Origin of the sequence: Streptomyces sp. NPDC048479 (assembly GCF_040651435.1) — a bacterium.
Lineage (GTDB): Bacteria > Actinomycetota > Actinomycetes > Streptomycetales > Streptomycetaceae > Streptomyces.
In genome coordinates, this window is sequence record NZ_JBEZKA010000034.1 from 1 (window position 1) to 19852 (window position 19852).

The 19852-nt window shown below is 69.2% G+C and carries 15 protein-coding genes; 12 read left to right on the forward strand and 3 right to left on the reverse strand.

The annotated features are described in order from the left end of the window. The first annotated feature begins 513 nt into the window (after nucleotides 1–513). The 3 genes from AB0D12_RS34745 to AB0D12_RS34755 are packed head-to-tail and all read left to right on the forward strand — an operon-like array spanning nucleotide 514 to nucleotide 2303. Complete coding sequence (locus AB0D12_RS34745) at nucleotides 514–1134, forward strand: DUF6230 family protein (protein ID WP_362692065.1); 621 nt, start codon at nucleotides 514–516, stop codon at nucleotides 1132–1134. Nucleotides 1135–1192: 58 nt separating this feature from the next. Further along, nucleotides 1193–1672: a DUF6114 domain-containing protein gene (locus AB0D12_RS34750; RefSeq protein ID WP_362692068.1), complete on the forward strand. Its 480-nt coding sequence runs from the start codon at nucleotides 1193–1195 to the stop codon at nucleotides 1670–1672. Then, nucleotides 1662–2303 carry a hypothetical protein gene (locus AB0D12_RS34755; protein ID WP_362692071.1) on the forward strand — a complete coding sequence of 214 codons (642 nt, stop codon included), beginning with the start codon at nucleotides 1662–1664 and terminating at the stop codon, nucleotides 2301–2303. Before AB0D12_RS34750 ends, AB0D12_RS34755 begins: the two co-directional genes overlap by 11 nt. Before the next feature lie 391 nt (nucleotides 2304–2694). On the opposite strand, the gene AB0D12_RS34760 is transcribed toward AB0D12_RS34755, so the two are convergent. After that, the gene (locus AB0D12_RS34760; RefSeq protein ID WP_362692073.1) at nucleotides 2695–3078 is read right to left on the reverse strand and encodes a helix-turn-helix domain-containing protein; all 384 of its coding nucleotides are present in this window, start codon (nucleotides 3076–3078) and stop codon (nucleotides 2695–2697) included. Between the two features lie 176 nt (nucleotides 3079–3254). Here AB0D12_RS34760 and AB0D12_RS34765 point away from each other — a divergent pair, with 176 nt between their 5' ends. The 3 genes from AB0D12_RS34765 to AB0D12_RS34775 all read left to right on the forward strand — a co-directional run bounded on the left by AB0D12_RS34765 (nucleotide 3255) and on the right by AB0D12_RS34775 (nucleotide 5005). After that, a complete protein-coding gene (locus AB0D12_RS34765; RefSeq protein WP_362692076.1) occupies nucleotides 3255–3743 on the forward strand; it encodes a luciferase family protein in 489 nt (162 codons plus the stop codon). Between the two features lie 89 nt (nucleotides 3744–3832). Further along, nucleotides 3833–4432: a flavodoxin family protein gene (locus AB0D12_RS34770; RefSeq protein ID WP_362692079.1), complete on the forward strand. Its 600-nt coding sequence runs from the start codon at nucleotides 3833–3835 to the stop codon at nucleotides 4430–4432. A 108-nt stretch (nucleotides 4433–4540) separates the two neighbouring features. Next, complete coding sequence (locus AB0D12_RS34775; protein WP_362692082.1) at nucleotides 4541–5005, forward strand: DUF6640 family protein; 465 nt, start codon at nucleotides 4541–4543, stop codon at nucleotides 5003–5005. A gap of 42 nt (nucleotides 5006–5047) precedes the next feature. Here AB0D12_RS34775 and AB0D12_RS34780 read toward each other — a convergent pair whose 3' ends face one another. Continuing rightward, nucleotides 5048–5923, reverse strand: coding sequence for a DUF427 domain-containing protein (locus tag AB0D12_RS34780; RefSeq protein ID WP_362692085.1), 876 nt, complete (start codon nucleotides 5921–5923; stop codon nucleotides 5048–5050). Nucleotides 5924–6269: 346 nt separating this feature from the next. On the opposite strand from AB0D12_RS34780, the gene AB0D12_RS34785 reads away from it, so the two are divergent. From AB0D12_RS34785 to AB0D12_RS34800, 4 genes are all read left to right on the forward strand, one after another. Beyond that, complete coding sequence (locus AB0D12_RS34785; RefSeq protein ID WP_362692088.1) at nucleotides 6270–6956, forward strand: response regulator transcription factor; 687 nt, start codon at nucleotides 6270–6272, stop codon at nucleotides 6954–6956. Continuing rightward, nucleotides 6953–8329: a HAMP domain-containing sensor histidine kinase gene (locus AB0D12_RS34790; protein WP_362692091.1), complete on the forward strand. Its 1377-nt coding sequence runs from the start codon at nucleotides 6953–6955 to the stop codon at nucleotides 8327–8329. The genes AB0D12_RS34785 and AB0D12_RS34790 overlap by 4 nt, the downstream gene beginning before the upstream one ends. Nucleotides 8330–8430: 101 nt before the next feature. Next, entirely contained in the window at nucleotides 8431–10659 is a 2229-nt protein-coding gene (locus AB0D12_RS34795; protein ID WP_362692093.1) for an MMPL family transporter, read from the forward strand. Then, nucleotides 10656–11375, forward strand: a complete 720-nt coding sequence (locus AB0D12_RS34800) for a DUF2993 domain-containing protein (RefSeq protein ID WP_362692096.1) — start codon at nucleotides 10656–10658, stop codon at nucleotides 11373–11375. Before AB0D12_RS34795 ends, AB0D12_RS34800 begins: the two co-directional genes overlap by 4 nt. 472 nt (nucleotides 11376–11847) lie before the next feature. Here AB0D12_RS34800 and AB0D12_RS34805 read toward each other — a convergent pair whose 3' ends face one another. Next, on the reverse strand, nucleotides 11848–11991 hold the full coding sequence (locus tag AB0D12_RS34805) for a hypothetical protein (protein ID WP_362692099.1): 144 nt from the start codon (nucleotides 11989–11991) through the stop codon (nucleotides 11848–11850). Nucleotides 11992–12068: 77 nt separating this feature from the next. On the opposite strand from AB0D12_RS34805, the gene AB0D12_RS34810 reads away from it, so the two are divergent. Further along, entirely contained in the window at nucleotides 12069–13421 is a 1353-nt protein-coding gene (locus tag AB0D12_RS34810) for a beta-ketoacyl synthase N-terminal-like domain-containing protein (protein WP_362692102.1), read from the forward strand. Between the two features lie 79 nt (nucleotides 13422–13500). Continuing rightward, on the forward strand, nucleotides 13501–19848 hold the full coding sequence (locus AB0D12_RS34815) for a type I polyketide synthase (protein WP_362692105.1): 6348 nt from the start codon (nucleotides 13501–13503) through the stop codon (nucleotides 19846–19848). Nucleotides 19849–19852 lie beyond the last annotated feature (4 nt).

A 19852-nucleotide genomic window follows, 5' to 3' on the forward strand; every position in this document is an offset into this window, starting at 1 on the left:
ACCCCGACGGACGTGGCTGCCCACCTCGACAAGTACGGCAGCCAGCCCCCGAGGAAGATCAAACCCGCATGTTGATTCTCTGCGAGCCCTAACGACCTCGTGCACGATCGGCGTCGGGGCCGGAACAGCGTCACGCGAGCGTCAGAACCCCCAACACGCCGCACAGCCCGCCGCCCCGAGGACCTCCGTACCGACTTCCGGACACTTCAGAAGCGACGGGTCCGGTACGGCACGGGGGCGGGTACCAGTTCGTGCGGTGTCGGGCACCGCCTCCCAGATACGGCTCAGCATCCTCGGCACACACCCGGTGATTGTCAGCAGCCGGAGGGCATCGCCCGTGGCACAACACCGCGCGTCGCACGCATACCCCGCGAGAAGCTTCTCACCCGTCTGCGCGATCTGATGTGCCGACAGCTGCCGGTCACAGCAGTCTAGGATTTATCACTACATACTGGGACATTGCCTTCCTCTGCCTGACACCGGCATGCCCATATCAGGACCGGAGGAGAGGGAATGCCCCAGGGCGTCGGCAGGACACGCTGGAAGCGCTTCGCCATCATCCTGGTCCCGGGCATCGCGGCCGCCGCGACTCTTGGTGTCGCCATGGCGCAAGGAGCGCTGGCCGCGTCGTTCTTCATCTCCGGCCAGCGCTTCCAGGTCGGCGCCGACTCACTGACCGTACGGGGTCTGAGCATCTACGGCATGGTGGACGTGCCCCGTAAAGGCACCCCCGTTCCGGTCGTGGTCACCGGGCTGAGGCATGCGAAGATCGACGGTCTGTGCCAGTCTGTTGCGGTCCCGATCCCGGTTCTCGGCACGTACACGCTGAGGCTCACGGGTGACCGGGGTCCGGCCGAGGCGAAGGACATGTTCATCGATGGGACCTCCTTGGCCGCGAGTCAGGCGTCCCTCGATGATCTCGACATCGGTGTCGCGGCCGGCTCGCTCACCAAGGGCAAGGTCAACCCCGATGACAGGAACTCGCGGTTCTTCGATCCCAACGGCTTCGCACAGCAAGCGGCATCGGCCACTCTCACCGACGTGCGTGTCACCGCAGTCGCCGTCTCGGCCGCCACTCTCAATGTCCCTGGTCTCAATCTGCGTCTCGTGAAGGGTCGCGAAGAGTGCTTCTGACCGCGTGACCCGGGCTCGCCTGCCCTGCCTCCTGCCCGCTTCCACAGGGAAGACGCACGTGATCCACAACCCTTTCGGCAGACGCCCAGGACTGCGCGTCGCGATCGCCGACGCCCGACGGAGATTCAGGGCATGGCGTGGTGAACGTCCCTTCTGGGCAGGGCTGTTCACCCTCGCGGCCGGAGTTCCCGTCATCTACTTCCCCTACGTGAGCCTCAGTCTGGGCGGCATCCCTCTCGCGCTGTCCACCACCGCCGGCGCAGGATCGCTGATCATCGGGATCCTGCTCGTCATCCTCGGCATCACCCTCTGGTTCCACCAGCAAGTGCGTGTATTCGCCGGGATCGCGGCCATGATGCTCGCCCTCGTCTCCTTTCCCATGGTCAACTTCGGGGGGATGTTTCTCGGTCTGCTCTGCGGCCTCGTCGGCGGCTCCCTCGCCTGCGCCTGGGCCCCGCCGGACACCGCGGATCCTCGGTCCGCGGCACACCGCGCTTCCGCGGCCGTCCCGGTGAGCGAGGACCAGGGTGAGAGGTGACGAACTGAGCGGCGTACTCGACCGCTTGCAGTGGTCACTCGCCAGGACGCTGGCCCTGACGGCGCTGCCGGTGGCCCTCTTCTGTGCGCCGGCAGCTTCGACCGCGCTCCTCTCCTCCAGCGGCATCCCCACATTCGACGCTGTCGGCACCGATGCCCCGCGCGACCGGCCTCCTGCCCCGCTCGGCAACGGCCCCTTTGTTCTGCGGGCAGACAAGCTCGTCCTCCACGGGAGCGTTTTCCACGGCGTGGTAACCGTGCAGACCCCGGCCGGACCCGAACGGGTTCTGAAGTTCACCGCACGGTTGATGGACATCACCGACCTCGACCTGACGATCGGCGGCGGGGTACGCCTGCGGGCCAGGCCCGCGACGACATCCACGATCAGAGGCAAGGACGTGGTGACGCTCTACACCGAGAGGCTGTCCGGCTCGCTCACCAGCCTGGGCGGCGCCCCACTCCCCGCGGTCCGCAGCGTCACGATCACCCCCGACGCCCTCCCGCAGTGGCTTTCTCACCCGGGGGCGCCCATGCGGACCGTCGCATTCGAAGACGTGACCGTTTCGCAGGCCGGCCAGTTCGGCGGCGATCTGACCATCTCCGGGCCGCACTTCCGTGCCACGGACCGGTGAACACCGCACACCGGTGGGCAGGTGCGAAGTCCCGTGTTGGACATGAAGCGCCCACATCGCTCCAGAGACGTGCTACAGAAGCATCGGACAGGTCAACGCACCCCACCCCGCGGCTTCAGCGGCGTCGCGGGCAGTTCCGGAGCTGGCAGCGGCACCCCGTCGTAGCCCTTCAATTACCGAATCGGGAGCCTCAGTTATGGCCCCAGGGCGCGCCGTTGAAGGAATGGCATAAGGCACTGCGATCGAGTCCTCGGCACGCTTCGGCTGGGCTGCCGGTTGTGCGGGATTCCTCGTCGTACCACGGATCAGCGCCACTTTCCGGGTCTGTGCTGGGCGGCGACGACGACGAGCCGGCATGTGGGCTTCGAGTCCGGTTGGAGCGGGACCGCGGTCAGCCTTTGGCCCATGCTTCCTCTTCCTCCCGTGCGGCGTCATAGCCGCGGCGGGCGGCGGCGACCTGTGGCAGGTGCGCCTCGGACCAGCCCACGAGGGTGTCGAAGACCGGTACCAGGGTGCGGCCCAGGTCGCTGATCTCGTACTCCACCCGGGGCGGGATCTCCGCGTGGTAGGTGCGCACGATCATGCCGTCACGCTCCAGCTGACGCACGCGCTGGGTGAGGACCTTGGGGGTGATGGTCGGCACGAGCCGCTGCAGTTCATTGAAACGCAGCCGCCCATGGTGTTCGAGCACCCACAGGATCGGGGTGGTCCAGCGGCTGAACACCAGGTCAACCACCGGATTGATCGGGCATGCCTGCTCCACCGGCTCGGCCATGACCATCTCCTTACCGCCCCGGGCCCGCGAACCTGCGGGCACTATCTCTGAGGTAACCACTATACCGAGGAAAGTAGCCTGGTGGTGTTGCTGAAGACAGCAGCCCGGCACTCCCGCCGACCCGGACCAGGCCCCGTTTTCTGGGGCACGGTCTCCTACGCGAAGAAGGCACCACCATGACGATCCCGGCACTCCCCAGACGTGAGGGCGACCGGCCCGAGACCGGGCCGGAGGTCCCTCACCTGCAGTACACCCAGATCAGTCCGCCGCAGATCAAGGAAGAACTGCGGCAGTGGATGGCCACCGCGCTGCCCGGCATCGTCCCGGGCCGCAGCGAGATATCCGTCCCCAGCACCTGGGCGGTGTTCCTCAGCGACGTCGCCCCGGCCGAGGGCGCCCGGCTGTTCCTGCCCCGGGGGAACGCGGAGTTCGCGCACCTGCACGCCGACGGCAGCCTCCACCTGGCGCTGGACCCGGCCGACCACTCCGCGTTCCTGGCCTCCGGGTGGGGCGAGAAGCACCCTCTGTACGACCGCGGCGTCAACGTCGTCATGTTCTACGCCCCCCGCGACCAGGCCGAGCTCGAGGTGGCCAAGAAGGTCATCGCCGCCTCCTACCAGTACGCAACCGGCCGCGCTCCGACCGTCGCGAGCGCTACGGCCTGACGGTGACACCTGTCCGACTGACTGCCTGGCGGCGCGCTGAAGGCGCCGCCACGCCAACCCCCGAGTTCGTTCATCAAGGAGAATTGACCGTGTCCGCTGTCTCGATCGCCATTGCCTACCACTCCGGCTACGGCCACACCGCCCAGCTCGCCACCGCCGTCCAGACCGGCGCCGCCTCCGTCGAGGGGAGCGAGGTCCACCTGCTCGACGTCACCGCGCTCACGGACGCGCAGTGGGCGCTCCTTGACGAAGCCGACGCCATCATCTTCGGCTCCCCCACCTACATGGGCACCGCCTCCGGCGCCTTCCACGTCTTCGCCGAGGCCACCAGCAAGCGGTGGATCCGCCGCACCTGGCAGGACAAGCTCGCCGCGGGTTTCACCAACTCCGGCTCCAAGAGCGGCGACAAGCTCCACACCCTGCAGTACTTCACAATCCTGGCCGCACAGCACGGCATGCACTGGGTCAACCTGGACCTGCCCTCGGGCTGGAACACCAGCACCTCCACCGAGCACGAGAACAACCGCCTGGGCTTCTACCTCGGCGCGGGAGCGGCGACCCACATCGACCAGGGCATCGAAGCCGTCCACGGCGCCGACCTGAGCACCGCAACCCACCTCGGCCGTCGCGTCGCCGAACAGGCACTCATCTACGCCCGCGGCCGCGCGATGACCACCCAGGCCGCCTGACAACAGCAGCGCGGCCGGCGCTCATCGACGCACGCACGCCACGTGAAGTGGCACCTGCCCCACAGGCAGCCAGCTGGCCGGCCTGCCACAACCCTGCGGAGGAATCCCATGCCCAAGATCAGTACAGGGCGAGCCCTGCTGACCCTGACCTCGCTCGCCACGATGAGCCTCGCGTACGTGGCGGACTGGAATGAAACGCACATCTACAACCCCGACTGGACGTCGCACGCGAAGTTCCACAACGCCCAGACCATGAGCGTCGGCGCTGCGCTCGGCCTGGTGGGTCTGTACGCCCTGTGGATGCGCCGGGGCGCCTGGTCGCACTCCCGGCTTCAACTCGCCACCGGCGCCGCATCGTTGTACTGGATCACCCAGCTGTCGGCGATCTTCTACCCCGGCACGGCGCTCGTCGACCCGCCGAGGACCTTCGCCCCTCAGCCCGCACTCGCCGCGGCCATATTGGCCCTCAACGCGGTTGCGTATGTCGTCGAGAGCCGACGGATCGGGCGCAGCGCCGGGCAGAGGCGCATGAAAACCGCCCACCTCAGCACCGCCGGCACCAGCAGTCCCTGACGATGCGAGCGCCGCGATGCCCACGCCTGCGGCACGGAACGATCAGGCGTGTTCCGGGTCCGGCCGCCCTGCGGTCGCACCCGGTCCTCCCGAACTCTCGGGCGACGGCTTGCTGAAGAAGGTGACCGGACGCTGCTGCCGCTCTCCGTCGACGACGATGTCGACGGACTCGTTGTAGAAGGCCACCCGGTCCTTGATGATCCACACGGAGGGCAGAGGATCGGGATAGCTCCAGGCGATGTCGGGCCGCACGTCGGCGCCGCCCGCCCACGACCAGTAGTCGGTCGCCACACCCTTGTACGGGCAGCGGGTTCGCGCACTGGTCGGGGTGAAAAGATCGAGGCGGACATCCTCCCGCGGAATGTAGTAGCGGACCGGCAGGTGCGTCTCGAACAGCAGAACCGGCGTACGCGTGTCCGCGACGACGGTGCCCTCGATCTCGACCTGGACGTGCCGGGTGCTGGGCAGCGCGTCCACCCGCTTGTACGGGTCACGCGGGTGCACGAAGATCTCCTCGTCCTCTTCGTACCAGTGGTCGAGCACCTCGTGCCCGAACCATTCGAAGCTGATGTAACCGGCCAGCTCCTCGCTGGGATAGGTCCAGGCCGCCGCCTGGACGGTCCGTTCGGCGAGCGCAAGGTCGTAGAAGACCGTCGCTCCCCCGTGACGTCGCGGGTTGGCGGGCCGCTCGGTCCTTCGCAGCAGATCCATCCGGACGTCTGCGGCCGGGAAGGCGTACAGGGGTACGGGACGACCGGGCTCCCACACAAGAACGGGCCGGCGGCTGTCCACGACCGTGACCTCGCCCTTCGTCGCACGCACCCACCGCTCACTCGGCTCCCAGGTCACGCTGTCCATCGAATCGGGCTGACGGCGTTCGGGCGGCACGCCTTCCGGGCCTCCATGCGGAGTGGTCATCGGTCTCCTCCTCGCTCCGGCAGGTGCCTCTGGAAGCCAGTGCCCTCGATGCCGCGGTGCCGCACCGGCACCATGTCCACGCTGCTCCGGATCAGAGCTCCCCGCAAACGCCGCCTTCGGCGGAACTGCGGCAGCCAGTCGCTCGTCCAGGCCGCCCGCGACCTGTGGGACGACCTCGCCCCCCGGCGACAGCCATGCCCCGGGCGCGCCGTCCAGTACCAGGACGCGCTGCGGGTGCAAGGGCGTCGGCGCATTGTTCGGGGAATGTACGGGCGGCGGCGCGCCCGCCGGGAGGGCGGCTTGATGTGGTTAGCATCGATGAGGTTGCCGCACGTGAGAGGCAGTGATGACGGAGTCCAGGGGCCTCGTGCTGATCGTCGAGGACGAGCGCCACATCGCCGATGTGGAAAGGCTCTACTTGGCGCGCGAGGGCTTCGGTGTCCACGTCGAGACCGATGGGATTGCCGGGCTCGTGGCCGCGAGACGGATGCACCCGGTGGCGATCGTGCTGGACATCGGTCTGCCGGGCCTGGATGGCATCGCCTTCTGCCGTGCCCTGCGTGACGTCGGCGACTGGACGCCGGTGCTGCTGGTCACGGCCCGCGGTGAGGAGGCCGACCGGATCCTCGGGCTCGAGTTGGGCGCGGACGACTACCTGACCAAGCCGTTCTCGCCGCGCGAGCTGGTCGCCCGGGTCAAGACCGTGCTGCGCCGGACGGCCGGGCTGCCGGGGCAGCCGACCGAGAGCGTTGGCCGGCTCAGCGTGGACCCGATCAGCCGCACTGTGCGCTGCGACGGCGAGCCGGTCGAGCTCACCGCCACCGAGTTCAACTTGCTCGCGTACCTGCTCCAGCACGTGGGGCAGGTCTTCACCCGCGAGCAGCTGCTCGCGCGGGTCTGGGGGTACCCGGGCTACCGCGACACCCGGATGGTCGACGTCTTCGTCTCACAACTGCGCGCCAAGCTCGGCGAGGCGAGCCCGATCCGTACGGTCCGCGGCGTCGGCTACAGCGCGACGGCCTCCAGCAGGTGAACCGCCCCCGCTCCCGTCGTGGCTCGCTCGCACGCAACATCGTGGTGCTGACCACCGTGGTGGCAGCACTCGCAGTGGCGCTGACCGGGCTGATCGCCTGGCAGACCGCCGAGCACGGCGCGGAGCAGCGCGAGCGCGACCAACTGACGCGCCAGGCAACGGTGCTGAGCCGCCTGCCCGCCTTTTCCGAAGCCCTTTTTACCGGCGCCCAGGTACTGGCCGGGCCGAACAGCGTGCAGCTCGCCGTCATCGCCCCGGACGGAACGGTGAGCGGAACCGCTACCCCAGCCGTCGACATGGCGTCGAAATCGGACCTGCTGGCGGGAGAGCCGGTCTCCATCAACAGCGTCCTGGGCGGCCAGGACGTGCTGCTGGTGGGGCAGCCCGGCGCGCGCGGCGGCGCGATCGTGCTGACCGAGCCGTACACGGTCGTCACCCAGAACACGAACCAGATCCGCCGCAACGTGATCGCGCCGCTGATCGTCGGCATGCTGGGCGCGGCACTGGCCGGAGCGCTCCTGGCCCGCCGCATCGCCCGCCCGCTCGCGACGGCCGCGCAGATCGCGCACCGGCTCGCCGACGGCGAACGCGGCGTACCGGCCCCGGTCGACGGCCCACGGGAGACCGCGGACATCGGGCGCGCCCTCAACGTCCTGGACAAAGCGCTGGCGCACAGCGAGAACCGGCAGCGGGAGTTCCTGCTCTCCGTCTCCCACGACTTGCGCACCCCGCTGACCGCACTGCAGGGATACGCCGAGGCACTTGCCGACGGCCTGGTCGAGCCGGATCAACTGCCCGAGGTCGGCAGCATCCTGGCCGACGAGACCCGCCGCCTGGACCGCTTCCTGGAGGACCTGCTGGACCTGGCCCGGCTGGAGGCGGACGACTTCCGCCTCGACACGGCCCCGACCGACATCTCCGCACTCGTCGCCGAGGCCGCTGCCTTCTGGGCCGGCCCCTGCGCACGCCACGGCGTCGACCTACGGCTCGAGCAGTCCGGGCAGCCCGTCGTCGACACGGACGCCTTCCGGGTTCGCCAGCTGATCGACGGCCTGGTGCAGAATGCCCTACGGGTCACGCCCGAGGGCGCACCCCTGGTCCTCGCCGTCCACGCGGCTGCGGCCGGCGCGGCTGAACTGCAGGTCCGCGACGGTGGACCTGGCCTGAGCGACGACGACGTCCGCATTGCCTTCGACAGCGGCGCCCTCCACGAGCGCTACCGGGGCACCCGCCCGGTCGGCAGCGGCCTGGGCCTGGCCATCGCCCACCGCCTGACCGGCCGCCTCGGTGGCGCCATCGCTGTCGAAGGGCGCGGCCCGGAAGGCGGCGCCTGCTTCACCGTCACCCTCCCGCCGTCACCCGTCGGCGCTTGAGGACTCGCGAGCCCTCGTCCCGGCGGGCGCGCAGCCGCCCGTACATTCCCCGAACATTGCGCCTAAGGCCCCCTTACACGCGCCGCGCACAGTGAGGCCCCATGAAAACTGAATCGGCCGGGCCTGGACTGCTCCACCGAAGCGGGCGCTGGTGTGCCCGGCACGCCTGGCGGGTTGTCGCCCTGTGGGTGCTGCTCCTTGTCGGCCTCGGGCTGGCCAACCACAAGTGGGGCGGCACCTTCGCGGACAGCTTCTCCCTGCCCGGCACCAGTGCCCAGACCGGTGCCGACCTGCTCAAGGCCCACACAAGCAGTTCCGGGGGCACATCCGCCCCGATCGTGATCAAGTCCGACCAGGGTTCGGTCGCCAGTCACCAGGCCGCAATCGATGCGGCCGTCAATAACCTGGATCAGCTGCCGAACGTCCTTTCGGTGGCCGACCCGCTCACCACGCCTGGGGCGGTCTCCGCGAACGGCGACATCGCCCAGATGACCGTCCGCTTCAACAGCAACCCGGCGAGTTTCGACCGCTCCTATCTCGCCCAGGTCGACACCGCCGTCGAGCCACTGCGCACCGACCACGTCACCGTCGAATACGGGGACCCGCTTGGGCAGCTGGCCGCGCCCAAATCGGCCGACCGCGCCTCGGAGGCCATCGGTCTGGCTGTCGCCGTGCTCGTGCTGCTGATCGGCTTCGGCAGCGTCGCCGCCACCGGACTGCCGCTGCTGACGGCCGTGCTCGGCCTGACCGTCGGCCTGGGCGGCCTCGGCCTGCTCGCCTCACACTTCAGCTTCGCGCAGGCGTCCCCGACCCTGGCCGCGATGATGGGCCTCGGTGTCGGCATCGACTACGCGCTCTTCCTGGCCACCCGCTACCGAGCACTGCTGCACTCCGGGATGGAACCCGCTGAGGCGGTTGGGCGCACCGTTGCCACCAGCGGCCGTGCCGTGCTGGTCGCCGCCGCCACGGTCGCCATGGCGCTGGGCGGGCTCTGCGTCTCCGGCATGAGCTTCATCGGCACCCTCGGCATCGCGGCCGGGCTCAGTGTCGTCGTGGCCGCCGCCGCGTCCGTGACACTGACCCCCGCGCTGCTGGGTCTGCTCGGCCGCCGCATCGACCGCCTTCACGTGCGCACGCCGGTCGCCGAACCCACCGGCGATTCGGACGTGTGGCACCGCTGGGCCGTCAAGGTCAGCCGGCGCCGCTGGCTCTTCCTGGTCAGCGGCCTGCTCCTGCTCGGCACACTCTCCATTCCGGTCGCGTCCATGCAGCTCGGCCACGTCGACGCCGGAGCACAGTCCACCGGCCGGACCGACCGCCGTGCCTACGACCTGATCACCGTGGGATTCGGCCCCGGCGCCAACGGCCCCCTCACCGTCGTCACCCACCTTGACAGTCGGCAGGTCGCCAGCCAGACCGAGCGCCAGGACCTCGCCACCTCGCTCCAGCACACGCTGGCCGCTGTGCCCGGTGTCGCCTCCGTGACACCCCCGGCCCCCAGCCCCGACCACGACTTGCTCATCACCACCGTCACCCCCACCACCGGCCCGCAGGACCAGGCCACCACCGACCTGATCCACACGTTGCAGAACGACACGGTGCCGCAAGTGCTGTCCGGCACCGGTGCCACCGGCTACGTCACCGGCACCACCGCCGCCACCCAGACCTTCACCGACACCCTCGTCGCCAAACTGCCCCTGATCATCGGTGTGGTCGTCGCCGCCGCGTTCCTGCTGCTGCTCACCGTCTTCCGCAGCCTGCTGATCGCGCTCAAGGCCGCCGTGCTCAACCTGTTCTCCATAGCCGCCTCCTACGGCGTGGTCGTCGCGGTCTTCCAATGGGGCTGGGGCGGCGCGCTGTTCGGCGTCACCGAGACGGTTCCCGTCGAGTCCTACGTGCCGATGATGATGTTCGCCATCGTCTTCGGGCTCTCCATGGACTACGAGGTCTTCCTGCTGTCCCGGATCCGCGAGACCTGGCTGCACCGAAAGGACAACCACCTGGCCGTCGCCACCGGCCTCGCCGCCACGGCCCGCGTCATCACCTGCGCAGCACTGATCATGACGAGCGTCTTCCTGGCGTTCCTGCTCTCCACGAACGTCGCCGTCAAGATGCTCGCCCTCGGCCTCGGCGTCAGCGTCATCATCGACGCCACCGTGGTCCGTCTGGTCTTGGTGCCCGCGTCCATGTACCTCTTCGGGCGCGCCAACTGGTGGCTGCCCGGCTGGCTGGACCGGCTCCTTCCGCATCTCGACCCGGAAGGACCCGCAGCCGCGCCCACCTCCCTGCCCGCACCCGCCCCTGTGCCCGCCCGAGGAGACCAGCGATGAAGCACCGCCTGACGAAGACCCGGGCAGCCATGCGCCGCCACCTCGTCCTCACGGTCACGACCGCCGTGGTCCTGGTAGTCGCCGTCGCCACGGGCGCGGCCGAGTTCATGGCCCGCAACATGATCCACAATCGCATCGCCGAAGCAGCACCCTCCCTCGGCGACAACGTGGCGGTCAGCGTGGCCGGCGACTGGGTCCTGTGGGACCTGGCACACAAGAACATCCCCAGACTCGACATCAGCAGCGACGACGCCCACCTCGGACCCCTCTCCGAGGTCTCCGTCCACGCACAGCTCGACGACGTCCGCCTCGGCGGCACGTCCACCGTCGGCAGCACCCACGCCCAGGTGACCGCCTGGACGCAGTCCCTCGCCGCCGCGATCCAGACCGCCGCCCCGTCCGTACCGGTCGCATCGGTCACCACCGACCCGGCGAAGGGAACCATCCTCGCCGCCGTCGGCCCGGCCGGCGCCGGACAGTTGACGCTGCGTCCCGTACTCAAGGACGGGAGGGTCACCCTCGCCGTCGACGGGCTCACCGTGTTCGGCCGCTCCGTCCCCACCAGCCGGCTCGGGAGGGGCAACGGCAGCCCTGGATCGTCGCCGGGCGCGCAGAAGGACTACCCGCTCGGACTCAAAGCCACGTCCGTGCACGTCCAGCCGGACGGCCTGCACATCGCCCTGACGGGCGGCCCCAGCACCCTGGCCGGCGCCTGACCGGATACGCCACACACATCAGCGGGGTCGAGCCGGGCTGTGGGCAGCCCGCCTCGGACAGGGCCCGCGCGACACAGATGCTGAGGGTTCCCGCGCGGACCTCTGTCCTTGGCTCTTGATCATTCATGGCCAAGATCCACTCTCGCATTGCACAACTCGCTCACGAGAAGTCGAGGAAAACGTTCAGGCGCGTTCGTAGCGCCAACTCGCTCGACTCCTGCCTCTCCGTGGGAAATCCACGGCCGGGCGCGTCCGGGTGCTCTGCACGCTGCGCCCGAGCGAGTGCGCCCGGCGCTTGCGTTCGCAGCGAACCGCGGAGAAACTCCAACTTTCTCGGCCGTCGAACCCGGAGCTTCGGGAAAGCGGAATACGCCGGTGGAGTTCAGGCGCACGCTTGACGTTTTCAGTGCTTCGAGCGCCGTGGCACCGGCCCATCGGTAACTGCCCGTCACACCTTAAGGTAAGGACAGCCTTACAGAACGAAACTGTCGTCGGTTTTGTTCAGGCTGTCGGCGGCCGACAGGTACGCCAGGCCTTCATCGCGTCGCAAAAGGCGCCAGTTGTGTTCGAGCAGGTCTCGGCTGCGAGCCGAGCCGCTCACCAGTACGTCCGGCATTCCGGGTCCTGACACGACCCAGTCCCTGGCAGTGGTGTGGCGCATTGCCATGCCGTCCCAGCGTGCGGAGGTGTGACATGAGTGCTCGAGCGGCGGCAACTCGAGGAAGTGCGGGAGCGAGCACACGAGATGCCGTGGTCACCGGCATGGGGTTCTGCCTGCCGGGTGAGGGCCGGCCCGTTTTCACCGCGGAGGAAGTCTGGGATATCGCTTCGCACGGACGTTCATGTCTCTTACGTGACGGCGTCTATCACGGACCGGTGCACCTTTCGGATGCCATGTTCGAGGAACGTCTGCCCGAATTTCCTGGAGTCTTCGCCCGCCACTTCACCGCCGCGCATCGGTTCGGCCTGGTCTCACTGGCAGAGGCGTGCGTGGATGCCGAGTTGAACCCGTACTCGGGAGACCTGACAGCCGCGGCGATTCTGGCAGGCCGGGGCGGGGTGGACGCCCAAGTGGGCAGCTATCAGGCAGTCCTCGGGGCCGACCCTGAGACGATCAGCGCCCTGGAGGCGATGGATCTCTTCATCGGCACCGAACTGGCCGTTTCTCCATCCGATGTCGCCCTGGTGCAGGGAGCGGTGACCCGCTCCACCGGTCCTTGCTACACGGTGTCCTGCGGTTGTGCGTCGTCCGCGGTCCAGCTCGGAAATGCCCGCCGCATGATTGCCGATGGCGTCGTGGACATTGCGGTGGTGACCGGCGTCGACGTTTTCAACGTCGGTCTGGTCCGGAACGCACAGCGCCTGTTACGTGTCGCTCAGCAAGCGAACACGTCCATCCGATCGGCCGGCAAACCGGCGCTCCTGCCGTCCTTCGACCGCCTTATGCGGCCGTATGACTGGCGTGCGGACTGCGTGAACTACGGTGAGGGTTCGGCGACATTGATCCTGGAAAGCCGGGACCACGCACATCGGCGTGGCGCTCGCACGTACGGCCAGATTCTCGCACAGGCCACGACCCGCGACGGGCTCGCCAACCCACTGGCAAGCGACGAGAGTGGTATGGGGCTCGTGGCCGCCGTCCGTGCCTGCCTCGGGGACCGGTGGTCCATCGAGCAGGTGCCCTACATTCACGGCGGCAGCGACGGTGACGCCGTCGTCACCGCCTTTGAAGTCAATGCGGTCAGACACCTGTACGGCTCGGCCGCGGCCGGTCTCCTCATGACTTCCCAGGAAGGCTGTTTCGGCCACAACGGAGCCCCGGCGGGATGCCTCGGGGTGGCGCTGACCCTCCTCATGATGGAACGGGGCGAGGTATGCCCTACGGCGAATTGTGAGCAGCCGGCCGACGGTCTCATATTCGATCCGGTCCCTGGTGTACGCACCCGTTCTCTCGACTTCCATCATGCGCTGAATTTCACGTACCAGATCGGTGGCGTGAAGAGCGCGGTCCTGCTGGGAAGCCTGGACGCCGCTGAGCGGCGCTGAGAAACCCGACCGGTACACGGCCATTCCACAGTGTGTTTTCGATCCGGACCCGTCTGACGGACGGGAGGAGGAGGTTTCCATGGTCCAGCGTGAGCACCCAGAGGGCGGAGAGTACAAGCGCATCGCCGTTGTCGGACTGGGGTGCCGGCTTCCCGGCGATGCCGATTCACCCGCCGCGCTGTGGCGAATGCTGGCCGACGGACGGGATGCGGTGGGGAGCCCTCCTGCCGGTCGTACCGGGACCGGGGCATCAGGCGCTCATTACGGCAGCGCCGGGCCCGGGAACGGAAATCCGATGGCGCGACAGGGCGGCTATCTGCGGGACGTGTCCGGCTTCGACGCGGCCTTCTTCGGTGTCTCCGGTCGCGAGGCGGACGTGCTCGACCCGCAGCACCGGGTACTGCTGGAGGTGGCATGGGAGGCACTGGAACACGCGGGGCTGCCGCCCGACCGGCTGGCCGGAAGCTCCACAGGAATGTACCTGGGCATCAGCTACAACGACTTCTACGAGGGGCTCGCCGGGCAGCCGCTGGAGTTGGAGGGCTCACTCCTGACGAACGGTCACTGCGTCGCCGCGGGACGGATCTCCTATCTCCTGGGGCTGAACGGTCCCTGTGTCGCACTGGACACGGCGTGCTCCTCATCGCTCGTCGCACTCCACCTGGCGTGCGGGGCGCTGGGGTCCGGTGAGTGCAACCTCGCCCTGGCCGGCGGCGTCACGCTCATCCTCGGATCCAGGACAATGAGGTCCTTCGCGCGGATGGGAATGCTGTCGCCCACGGGACGGTGCCGTACGTTCGATGCCGCCGCGGACGGCTTCGTGCGCGGTGAGGGGTGCGGTGTCGTCGTACTCAAACGCCTGGCCGACGCCCTGCGGGACGGTGACCGTGTACTCGCCGTGATACGCGGCTCGGCCGTGAATCAGGACGGTCGGTCCGACGGGCTGGCCGCACCCTCGGCGGCCGCCCAGCAGGCCCTGTTCCGGGAGGCACTGGCACGTGCCGGGACCGACCCACAGGACGTGGGGATGATCGAGACGCACGGTACGGGCACGCCTGTCGGGGATCCGATCGAGTTCTCGAGCCTGGCACAGGTCTACGGCGTGGGCCGGGAGCGGTGCGCGCTCGGATCGGTCAAGACGAACCTGGGACATCTCGAACCCGCCTCCGGGGTCATCGGCCTGATCAAGGCCGTGCTGTGCCTGCAGCGCGGACTCGTCCCGCCCAATCTGCACTTCACGGAGTGGAACCCGGCCATCGCGCCGGAAGGATCCCGCTTCTTCGTGCCCACGCGGCTGACCGAGTGGCCCACCCGCTCCAGCCCCCGGCTCGCGGCAGTCTCATCCTTCGGGTATTCCGGTACCAATGCCCACGTCGTACTCGAACAGGCACCGCCTGCCACCCCCAGCCGCCCGCCTGTCCCACGCCGGCCGGAGGGCACGACGCCCGAGGTCTTTCTCGTGCCCGCGGGCTCCACCGCCATGCTCCCGTTGGCGGCGGAACGGCTCGCCGACTGGCTCGAGGGTGACGGATCGAGCGTGCCGCTGCGCGACGTCGCCCACACACTCGCGCTGAGGCGCTCGCCGGGCCGCGGCCGCCTCGGTGCGGTGGCCGCCTCCCGCCACGACCTGGTCCGCGCCTTGAGATCCTTCGCGGCCGGAGTGGCCCACCCGGGCCTTGTGTCCGGCGCGGTGGCCGCCGGAGTCTCGCGGCGCCCGGTATGGGTGTTCTCCGGGCAGGGCTCGCAATGGCCGGGCATGGGACGCACTCTGCTGGACGACGAACCGGCCTTCGCCGAGGCCATGACCGAAGCCGATGCGCTGATCAGGGACGAAGGCGGGTTCTCCGTACTCGACATGGTGTACACCCGGGTGCCGGTCACCGAATGCTCGCGTGTGCAGCCCTTGCTGTTCGCGCTGCAGATCTCGCTTGCCGCTCTGTGGCGGGCGCACGGGATCGAACCGGCCGCGGTCGTGGGCCATTCCATGGGTGAGGTCGCGGCCGCTGTCGTTGCCGGAGCGCTGACTCTCGCCGACGGTGTGCGGGTCATCTGCCGCCGGTCCTCGCTGCTGACCCGCATTGCGGGGGCCGGCGCCATGGCCACCGTGAACCTGGACCGGGCCGCGGTGGAAGAGGAACTCAACACCGCCCGTGCAACCGGGGCGGTCTCGGTCGCCGTCCTGGCCGCCCCCGGCTCAACGGTCGTCGCCGGTGAAAGGCGAGAGGTGGAACGGCTTGTTGCCGCCTGGGATGCGCGAGCCATCCCCGCGCACCTGATCGCCGTGGATGTCGCCTCGCACTCTCCACAGGTGGATCCGTTGCTGGCCGACCTCCGCGCGGCTCTGCTGGACGTGACACCCGAGCCGCCCCTAGTCCCGTTCTACTCGACAGTTCTGAGTGACCCACGCCGGATTCCCGACTTCGACGCCGTCTACTGGTGCGCGAACCTACGCCGTCCCGTCCGGTTCGCCTCCGCGATCGCCGCAGCTGCCGCGGACCGGCACCACGTCTATGTCGAGGTCTCTCCCCACCCGGTTGTCACCCGCTCCGTCACGGACAGCCTGCCACGTCTCATCGAGCACCCGGTCGTCCTGCCCACACTGCGCCGCGATGAGGAGGAACTGGCCACGTTCCGCACCCAGTTGGCTGCTCTGCACTGCGCGGGCGTCAGTGTCGACTGGTCGAAGCTCTACGCGGACGCGGAGCTCGCCGACGTACCCTCCTTCACCTTCGACCGGCAACGTCACTGGGCGGATGTCGCCCCGTTCCCGGGCACTCCCGCGGGAACGGCCGACGGCCTGCCCGGCACACACGCCGAGGTCCCTGGTGAACAGGTCCGCCACTACTGGCGGGGAGACGCGGGGACCACTGCGGTGCCATGGCTGGCCGACCACCAGGTGCACGCGGATCCGGTATTTCCCGGCGCCGGCTATTGCGCCGTCGCCCTGACAGCAGCCTGCGAGGTGTTTGGCGCGCCTCCGCAGGAAATCGAAGTCACCGACGTCCGGTTCCTCGAGTTGCTGCAACTGTCCGAGCATACCGAGGTGGTCACAAGCGTGACCGTGACCGATCCGGACCGTGCCGAGTGCGAGATCTTCGGTCGCGGTGGCGACGGAGGCTGGGTACGACAGGCGACTGCCGAGCTGCACCACGCCGGTGCACCGCCGCTCCCGCCGACGGCGAAACTGACGGCTCTGCCGGCACAACACCCCGTCGCCCTCGACCCGGCCTCCCTCTACGCGAGCATGCGCGCCCGCGGCATCGAACACGGCCCAGCCTTCACCGGCATCACGAGCCTGCGGGTCTCACGCGATGGCGAGAGCACGTGGGCCCGCGTCGAGTTACCGGCGGAGGCCACATCGGCGCCGCACCATCTGCGTATCCACCCGGTCCTTGTCGATTGCTGCGCGCAAACGCTGGTGGCGGGGTTGATCCGGGAGCCCGGCCAGGGCCTGGTCCTTCCGGTCGGGGTCAAGGCACTACGCATCCTCGGCGACCCCACGACAGCCGTGTACTGTCACGCCCGCATCGTGGAGGAGAAGGCCGACGGTGTCACCGGACACGTCCGCCTGCTGGACGAGGCGGGCAGGCCCGTCCTCAGTATCGACAGCCTGCAGCTGGTACGCCATGGGGCGTCCGGTGCAGCCGGTATCGACGGCTGGTTCCTCGAGACCCGCTGGCAACCTGCTGAGCGCCCGGAGACGAAAGGGACGACACCGCAGGGAAGCTGGCTCGTCATCGGTGAGGCGGACGGTTCCGCCCAGGCGCTGGCCGCCATGCTGCACACGGCAGGGGCGACCACCGACGTGCTCGACATCCCCGTGGGCGACCAGCCGCTCGGGCTGCTCAAGGGCGTACTCGTCGACCGCTGGAGCGACCACCCCGCGCCCCCGAACGCGGTGGTGCTGCTCTGCGCGCCACCCGCCGAAGGCGGGGATCCGGCAGCGCATGCACTGCGACGCACCCGACGGCTGCTCGACACCGCGCAAGCCGCCGTCTCCGGCTGCCCCGAACCTCCTCGCCTGTTCGTGGTCACCCGTGGCGCCCAGACCGTCGGCCCCGGAGAGCCGGCCGACCCCGGCCAGAGCGCACTGCGCGGAGTGGTACGCGTCCTCGCCTACGAGCACCCTGAAGTCCGCGCCACCCATCTGGACGCCGACCCGGCCGACGCGGCACTGCACCACGTGGCGGCCGAACTGCTGAACGCAGGTCCCGAGGACGAGGTCGCCCTGCGCGGCGGCACCCGCCACATCGCCCGGCTGGACTACGCCCCGCTGACGGAGACCGAGCGCACCACGGCCACCACACGCACCGTGCGCTACGGTACGGACCGCTTCCGGCTCCGAGTCGGCCGCTTCGGCGACCTGGGCTCCCTCGAACTCGTCGTCACCGACAGGCCCGCCCCGGGGCCTGGGGAAGTCGAACTCCGCGTCCGTGCCGCAGCGGTGAACTTCCGGGACGTGCTCACAGCCATGGGCCTTCTCTCCGCCGACGAGGACGCGCGGTACCGCATCGGCTTCGAGTGCGCGGGGACGGTCACCGCGGTGGGGCCGGACGTCACGGCCGTCTGCGTAGGTGAGCCGGTGCTGGCCATCGACCTGCGGGGCGGGGCCTTCGGTTCGTTCGTCACCGTGCCCGTCCATTCCGTCGCGCCCGTACCGGCCGGGATCGACCTCACCGCAGCGGCAGGGCTCCCCGCCGCGTACGTCACCGCGTGGTACGCCCTGCGCCATGTGGCGCGACTCACCGCCGGTGAACGGGTTCTGATCCACTCCGCGACCGGCGGGACCGGCCTTGCCGCCATCGGCGTGGCCCGGATGCTGGGGGCCGAGGTACTGGCCACAGCCGGCAATACGGAGAAGCGCGGCTATCTGCGCGGTATGGGAATCGAGCACGTCATGGATTCCCGGTCCTTGCGCTTCACCGAGCAGACGCGCGCCGCCACCGGGGGCGAGGGCGTCGATGTCGTCCTCAACTCCTTGTCCGGCGCGGCGATCCGCTCCGGGCTCGAAACTCTGCGCCCCTTCGGCCGTTTCATCGAACTCGGGGTACGCGACATCCTCTCCGACGCGTCCGTCGGGCTGTCGCCGTTCCGGCACAACATCACCCTCAGCACCGTCGACCTCATCGAGGTCCAGCACAAGCGGTCAGAGGTGTTCACCGCCATTCTCCGCGAGGTGCTCGGCGAGGTCGCCTCGGGACGGCTCGAGCCCCTGCCCCACCAAAGCTTCCCACTGGCCGAGGCCACGGAGGCATTCCGCTTCATGGCCGGGGCGAGCCACATCGGCAAGCTGGTCCTGACCGTCCCCGACCGGGGCGGTACCACCGCCGTGATCCCCGAAGGACCGTCGGCCGTGTCCCCGGACGGCGCCTACATCGTCACCGGCGGACTGCGGGGTGTCGGCCTCGCGACAGCCCGCTGGCTCGCGGAACAGGGCGCCGGTCACATCGTCCTCAATGGCCGTTCGCCCGGCTCTGAATCCACCGTACGGACCTTGGAGGAGCTGCGTGCCCGCGGGACCCGGATCACGGTCACTCTCGGCGACATCGCCGACCCGGGCACCGCCGAACGCCTCGTGACCGACGCCACCGCGAACGGCCTGCTCCTGCGCGGCCTCGTGCACGCTGCCATGGTCCTCGACGACGCCGCGGTCACCAACATTTCCGACGACCAGCTCGTACGGGTGTGGCGCCCCAAGGCGACCGGTGCGTGGAGGCTGCACGAAGCGACCGCCGGCCACGCCCCCGACTGGTTCGTCGTGTTCTCGTCCATGGCCTCCCTGCTGGGCAACCCCGGCCAAGGTGCCTACGCCGCCGCCAACTCCTGGCTCGATGGATTCGCCACCTGGCGGACGGTCCGCGGCATGCCGACTCTCTCCGTGAACTGGGGCGCATGGGGTGAGACAGGAGCTGCCGTCGACTTCGCCGAACGCGGCTACCAGACCATCCCCACGAAGAAGGGACTCCAGGCGCTGAATGCGCTCCTGTTGCACCGGCGCACACGCACCGCCGTGATCCCCGGGAAACCGGACACCTGGATCCTCCCGGCGGTCCGGCATTCGTCGCTGTTCAGCCTCCTCGCAGACGAACCGTCCGGCAACACCGAGCAGGACGACAGCATCGACATTCGGGCCGAGCTGAGCTCCATACCTGCGGGTCTGGCCCGACGCACCGCCCTCGAGGCGTACATCGCCGACCACATCCGCGCGGTGCTCCGGCTGGGAAACACCACCCTCGACCCGCAGACTCCGCTGAAGTCGCTGGGGTTCGACTCGCTGCTGTCCCTGGAACTGCGCACCCGCCTGGAAACCGGTCTCGGCATCAAAATCGCCGCCAACTTCATCTATCAGCATCCGACGCTGGCGGCACTCGCCACAGGTCTCGCCGACCACATGAGCCTCACGCTCCGGGACCCTGCTGGTTCATAAGCCC